At 65.0% G+C, this 6,568-nt stretch carries 5 protein-coding genes; all 5 read left to right on the forward strand.

Annotated elements, in window-relative coordinates:
* Positions 1-23: 23 nt before the first annotated feature.
* Positions 24-587, forward strand: a complete 564-nt coding sequence (locus tag BLJ79_RS15955; RefSeq protein ID WP_286135459.1) for a TetR/AcrR family transcriptional regulator C-terminal domain-containing protein — start codon at positions 24-26, stop codon at positions 585-587.
* Positions 588-961: 374 nt separating this feature from the next.
* On the forward strand, positions 962-1,588 hold the full coding sequence (locus BLJ79_RS15960) for a TetR/AcrR family transcriptional regulator (RefSeq protein WP_071215716.1): 627 nt from the start codon (positions 962-964) through the stop codon (positions 1,586-1,588).
* A 391-nt stretch (positions 1,589-1,979) separates the two neighbouring features.
* A complete protein-coding gene (locus tag BLJ79_RS15965) occupies positions 1,980-3,476 on the forward strand; it encodes an aldehyde dehydrogenase family protein (protein ID WP_071215717.1) in 1,497 nt (498 codons plus the stop codon).
* A complete protein-coding gene (locus tag BLJ79_RS15970) occupies positions 3,477-5,117 on the forward strand; it encodes a GMC family oxidoreductase (protein ID WP_071215718.1) in 1,641 nt (546 codons plus the stop codon).
* A 518-nt stretch (positions 5,118-5,635) separates the two neighbouring features.
* The coding region (locus tag BLJ79_RS15975) for a BCCT family transporter (protein ID WP_502686106.1) at positions 5,636-6,568 on the forward strand (933 nt) is incomplete at its 3' end.

The following is a 6,568-nucleotide window of genomic DNA, read 5'->3' on the forward strand; positions in this document are numbered from 1 at the left end:
CAGCCGGGCTGGACGGGCTGACCATGCGGCAGGTCGCCGGGATTCTGCAGGTCGCCCCCATGGCCCTGTACCGCCACGTCTCAAACCGGGACGACCTGATCGATGCGATGATCGATGTGCTGTTCAGCGAAATCACCCTTCCCCTGGGCGGTGCGCACTGGAAGACGGCCATGCGGGACCGGGCACTGTCGCTTCGCGATGTCCTCGCCCGCCACCGCTGGGCCATCGGCCTGATGGAGTCCCGGAGACGTCCCGGGCCGGCCAACCTGCGCCATCACGACGCGGTCATCGGCAAGCTGCGCTCGGCGGGTTTCGACATCGCGATGGTGGCCCACGCCTACTCACTGCTTGACGGGTACATTTACGGCTTCGCCCTGACGAGGATGAACATCCCCTTCGACACCGAGGACGAAATGGCCGCAATGGCCCGGGACATGTTCGAGCCGTTTCCCGCGAACGACTACCCGAACCTGGCAGAGTTCGTGACGGACCACGTCATGAAGCCCGGCTACGACTATGGAGAGGAATTCGAGTACGGGCTCGACCTGATCCTGAACGGATTGGAGGAGGCCCTCGCCCGGCAGTGACCGCCTGGCGCCCTGGCCCGCAGCGACCGGCCCCGGCCCGCCAGGGAAGCCACCGCGCAGACCACGCCCAGCGGTGCGACATGCAGCATGCTTGACCTGGCCGCCGAGGGAGCAGTGCGGGTTCTTCCCTCGGCGCGATGGCTCAGGTCCAAGGAAGGCGGGATGGACAGACCCGGTCCAAGAGGCAAAAACCGCAGCAGGGAAGATCTTCCGAGACACAAAACATATGTGCCGTTATCGGCGGCTGGTCACAAGTGGCGKGGTTCTGATGCACACGCCCCACCACCTGCTCCATCGACGACGGCCACCACGGGCATCGGGGAGCCAGCTGGTTTCGAGGTGCACTCGTGCGGTGTTTGCAATAGTCTGGCCGGGTGGCTACAACTAGCGGGAATTCCGGCGAACAGGTTGACAGGCAGTCCCGCATCCTCGAAGCGGCTTTGGATCTGTTGTCACGCCATGGCATCTCAGGCGTGAATATGCGTGCCGTGGCGCGCGAAGCGGGCGTTGCATTGGGGCTCGTCAATTATTACTACGAAGACAAGGCGAGCTTGATCCGGGCGATCTTGCACCGGGTCGACGAGCATGACCGGATACTGGTCGAGCCCGATCCGGCCTCGCCCCCGGACGTACAGCTCCGCAAGGCCCTTCGGCGCGTTGCGGGCGCAGAACTGCTGACCACACAATATCTGTCTCTGCGTCTCCACCTATGGGCTCTCGCGCAGGCCGATGAGGACTTCGCCCTGATCAACGCGGCAGCGTTCGACAGATACCTTGACGCGCTAGCAACGCTGATAGGGAGTGCCAACCCCGGGCTTACCCGCGGTGCGTGCAGGGAGCGCGCAGATGACATCGTCGTCGTACAGAACGGCATGTGGCTAACGGCGCTCCTTGGCATAGACGCGGCAGCCATCGAAAGAAGCATCATCCGCACCGAACGCATCGCGTTCGCCGCTCCGCGGGAAAACGGGCACGGCCCCGACGGGCCCCAAGACTCCTGACCCTCCAGTTTCCGGCACCGCGGCCTGAGGCCCCATGCTGAACATTTGTTCAATGCGACTCTTGAACGATTGTTCAACATCAACTACTGTCTTCATATGACTCACGCCACACCACTCCAGCTTCCGATTAGGGGCCGCCGAGGCCGCCGGCGCCAAATGCCGGCGCTTCTCCTCGGGGGTCGCGGCGCGCTGGCCTGAAAGCACAGCCCACGGCGGTAGAGGCAGCGCGGGATTACGCGTCAAGCCTTCCACGCAGCGCATCTGCAAATCTTCGATCTGCCCGCGCCACAGGGGCCCCCGGGCCGTGTGGGTGCGGGGGAGCAGACATCGCCATGGGTTCTTGGCCGGCAGGTCGCCGTGTTAGCGAAGCCATACCACTTGAGGAGACACAATGACCGATACCGCAGCAACCTTGTTCATCAACGGCTCGTGGGAGCCGGCCGCGTCCAGCGCGGTGCGGAGAATCCATAATCCGGCCGACGGCGAACTGGTCGCCACAGTGTCCGAGGCCGGTAGGGAAGACGCCGAGCGCGCCATCGCTGCGGCCCGGGCGGCATTTGATTCCGGCGTCTGGGCATCGATCCCGGCACCCGAGCGCGGCGTATTCCTCCTCAAGGTCGCGGCGGAACTGCGGCAACGCCGTGAGAAGTTCGCCCGCGCCGAATCGCTGGACACCGGGAAACGGATTATTGAAAGCCGGATCGACATCGACGATATCGCCGCCTGCTTCGAATATTTCGGCAGGCTCGCGGGGCAGCAGGCGGGCCGCCTGGTCGATGCCGGGGACCCCGGCGTCGTCAGCAGGATTGTCTATGAGCCGGTGGGTGTCTGCGGCTTGGTCACGCCATGGAACTACCCTCTGCTACAAGCCGCGTGGAAGATCGCCCCCGCGCTGGCGGCCGGCTGCACCTTCGTCCTCAAGCCCTCCGAACTGACCCCGTCCACCGCCATCCTGGTCATGCAGCTGCTGCAGGACCTGGGCCTGCCGGACGGCGTCGCCAACCTTGTTACGGGTCCAGGCGCGGAGGTGGGCGCCCCGCTCTCGGAACACCCCGACGTCGACCTGGTGTCCTTCACCGGCGGATTGGAGACCGGCAAACGTATTGCCGCCGCGGCCGCCGGCACCGTTAAGAAGGTGGCCTTGGAGCTCGGCGGCAAGAACCCCAACGTGGTGTTCGCTGACGCGGACTTCGACGCCGCCGTGGACAATGCGCTCAACGGGGCCTTTGTGCACTCTGGGCAGGTCTGCTCCGCCGGAGCGCGCCTGGTGGTGGAGGAATCGATCGCCGAGCGCTTCGTCGATGAACTGGTCCGCCGCGCACAGGGCATCCGCCTCGGCGGCCCGTTCGATGAGGCGGCGGAAACCGGACCGCTGATTTCCGCGGCCCACCGCGAGAAGGTCCACGCCTACGTCCAGCGCGGAGTCGAGGAGGGTGCGCGGCTGCGGTGCGGTGGCATGCCGCCCGAAGAGCAGGGGTACGACGCCGGGTTCTATTACCTGCCGACAGTCCTGGACCGTGTGCAGAAAGGAATGACCGTCGTCGTTGATGAAGCCTTCGGCCCGGTGGTCACCGTCGAGACGTTCCGCACTGAGGACGAGGCAGTGTCAATCGCGAACGACACCCCCTACGGCCTGGCCGGCGCGGTGTGGACCCAGGACGCCGGCAGGGCCCAACGCGTGGCCAACCGGTTGCGGCACGGCACCGTCTGGATCAACGACTACCACCCCTACCTGCCGCAAGCCGAGTGGGGCGGCTTTGGCCAGTCCGGCGTCGGCCGCGAGCTCGGGCCCACCGGTCTGGCCGAGTACCAGGAAGCCAAACACATCTACCAGAACATCAGTCCCCAAGTGACCGGCTGGTTCGCTGACCACGGCAAGGAGAACTAAATGCATATCGACAACGTCGAGAACCTCAGTGACCGAGAATTCGACTACATCGTCATCGGTGGCGGATCTGCCGGAGCCGCAGTCGCCGCCCGGCTGAGCGAGGATGCGGCGGTGTCCGTGGCGCTGGTGGAGGCTGGCCCGGATGACCGCGGCGTATCTGAAGTACTGCAGCTTGACCGCTGGATGGAGCTGCTGGAATCCGGCTACGACTGGGACTATCCGATCGAACCGCAGGAGAACGGCAACTCGTTCCTGCGCCACGCCCGTGCCAAGATCATGGGGGGGTGTTCCAGCCACAACTCCTGTATCGCTTTCTGGGCCCCGCGCGAAGACCTGGACGAGTGGGAGTCCAAGTACGGCGCCACCGGCTGGAACGCTGGGAACGCCTGGCCGCTGTACCAGCGGCTGGAGAACAACGAGGACGCCGGCCCGGACGCACCACACCACGGCGACTCGGGACCGGTGCACCTGATGAACGTGCCACCGGTGGATCCCGCCGGCATCGCGCTCCTGGATGCCTGTGAGCAGGCCGGCATTCCGCGCGCGAAGTTCAACACCGGCACCACCGTGATCAACGGTGCCAACTTTTTCCAGATCAACCGCCGCGCGGACGGCACCCGTTCCTCCAGCTCTGTTTCCTATATCCACCCGATCATGGAGCGCGAGAACTTCACACTGCTGACCGGGCTGCGCGCCCGGCAGCTGGTGTTCGATGCGGACAAGCGCTGCACCGGCGTCGACATTGTGGACTCCGCATTCGGACGGACCCACCGGCTCTCCGCGCGGCTCGAGGTCATCCTATCCGCCGGAGCCATCGACTCACCCAAGTTGCTGATGCTCTCCGGCATTGGACCCGCCACCCACCTCGCCGGGCACGGCATCGAGGTCCTGGTCGACTCTCCGGGCGTCGGCGAGCACCTGCAGGACCATCCCGAAGGCGTCGTGCAGTTCGAAGCCAGACAGCCGATGGTCCAGACATCGACGCAGTGGTGGGAGATCGGCATCTTCACCCCGACCGAGGCCGGCCTGGATCGACCGGACCTGATGATGCACTACGGCTCGGTCCCGTTCGATATGAACACCGTGCGGTATGGCTACCCGACCACGGAGAACGGGTTCAGCCTCACCCCGAACGTCACCCATGCCCGGTCCCGCGGCACCGTCCGGCTGCGCAGCCGGGACTTTCGCGACAAGCCCGTTGTTGATCCGCGGTACTTCACTGATCCCGACGGGCACGACATGCGCATCATGGTTGCCGGTATTCGCAAGGCCCGCGACATCGCCGCCCGGCCCGCTATGGCCCAGTGGACCGGACGGGAGCTCTCACCTGGCATCGAGGCCCAGACCGACGAGGACCTGCAGGACTACATTCGAAAGACACACAACACCGTCTACCACCCTGTCGGCACCGTTCGCATGGGCCCAGTGGACGACGACATGTCACCGCTTGACCCAGAGCTGCGGGTCAAGGGTGTCACGGGCCTACGTGTGGCCGATGCCTCTGTTATGCCTGAGCACGTAACGGTGAATCCCAACGTCACCGTCATGATGATCGGAGAGCGCTGCGCGGACCTCATCCGGACCTCCAGGACCGGCTCCACCATGACAGCGGAGAGGCAGCTGGCCGCCGGGCCCCCCTAGCCTGCGGGGATCCAACGGCAGATCCGACTCGGCCAAACGAACTTGGTGCAGGTGCTCGTTTCCCTTTCCACCCGTGCCAGCACCGGGCCAAACCAGCGCAATCGTGAACATTCGTACACGCCAACCCTTGGATGATGTTCATTGTGAAATATTCTGCAGAACACGGCCTTGGCAGCAGCTAGCATAGTCGGCCCAATAGCGGCTTCGCCGATGCCGAGTTCCCGACAGCACGGGGATCAGGTTGACGCGCACGTCCGGGCAGGATCCCAGCGGCTCCCTGTGAGCCATCGGGACGATCAGTCCCGGCGTGGTCGTAGTCGCATGCATCCACACCCCGGCCGTGATGCAAGCCGTTTCCTGCTGTGGCTGTGGTTTCGAACCGGCTTTTATCTTGGGATCCGGTCGCCCGATGGGGCAGGCCGCGCATCCCGAAATGGCATGAACACCTGTGAAAACCGTCTCACGACGAACTGACGTTCACCGATCCTCCTTTAACCGCACAACGAACGGGGCACACCTTGGAACCAACCATTCATCCGGCGGTCACCGCGTCGGAACACGCTGATCCGAAACCACCGAGCCTGAAACCGACCCGCATCAACAAGGTCGTGTTCTTCGGCTCCGCCGCCACGATCCTGGCCTTCACCCTCTGGGCCATGATCGACCAGGCCGGTGCCGACGCCGTGATCACCGCGGTGGTCGGCTGGGTCGGAACCACCTTCGGCTGGTGGTACTCACTGGTCGTGGTGGCCGTGCTGGTGTTCGTCATCTCCATCGCCGTCTCCAAGGTCGGCAAGACCCGGCTGGGCCCGGACCACTCCCGCCCTACCTTCAACCTCTTCACCTGGACGGCCATGCTGTTCGCCGCCGGGATCGGCATAGACCTGATGTTCTTCTCGGTCTCCGAACCCGTYGCCCAGTTCCTGGCGCCGCCCACCGGCGAGGGCTCCAGCGTGGAAGCCGCCCGCCAGGCGCTGGCCTGGACCCTGTTCCACTACGGCATCCTCGGCTGGGGGCTCTATGCCCTGATCGGCCTGGCCCTGGGCTACTTCGCCTACCGCCACAACCTGCCGCTGTCGATCCGCTCGGCGCTCTATCCGATCCTGGGCAAGCGCATCCACGGCCCATTGGGCCACGGCGTGGACATCGCCGCGGTGCTCGGCACCATCTTCGGCATCGCCACCTCGCTGGGCATCGGGGTGGCCCAACTGAACTTTGGCCTGAACTTCATGTTCGGCATCCCCGAGGGCACCTCGGTGCAGATCGCCCTGATCGTCATCGCCGTGGTCATGGCCACCGTCTCGGTGCTCACCGGCGTGGAAAAGGGCATCCGCCGGCTCTCGGAACTCAACGTGATCCTGTGCGTCGCCCTGATGCTCTTCGTGCTCTTCGCCGGCAAGACCCGCTTCCTGCTTGACGGGATCATCCTGAACATCGGGGACACGCTCTCG

This window comes from Arthrobacter sp. UCD-GKA, assembly GCF_001863355.1.
GTDB lineage: Bacteria > Actinomycetota > Actinomycetes > Actinomycetales > Micrococcaceae > Paeniglutamicibacter.

Bases quoted from the DNA above. Each gene is read 5' to 3' on its own strand.
- BLJ79_RS15965 (WP_071215717.1), top strand. From the start codon at position 1,980: ATGACCGATACCGCAGCAACCTTGTTCATCAACGGCTCGTGGGAGCCG.
- BLJ79_RS15955 (WP_286135459.1), top strand. From the start codon at position 24: ATGCGGCAGGTCGCCGGGATTCTGCAGGTCGCCCCCATGGCCCTGTAC.
- BLJ79_RS15970 (WP_071215718.1), top strand. From the start codon at position 3,477: ATGCATATCGACAACGTCGAGAACCTCAGTGACCGAGAATTCGACTAC.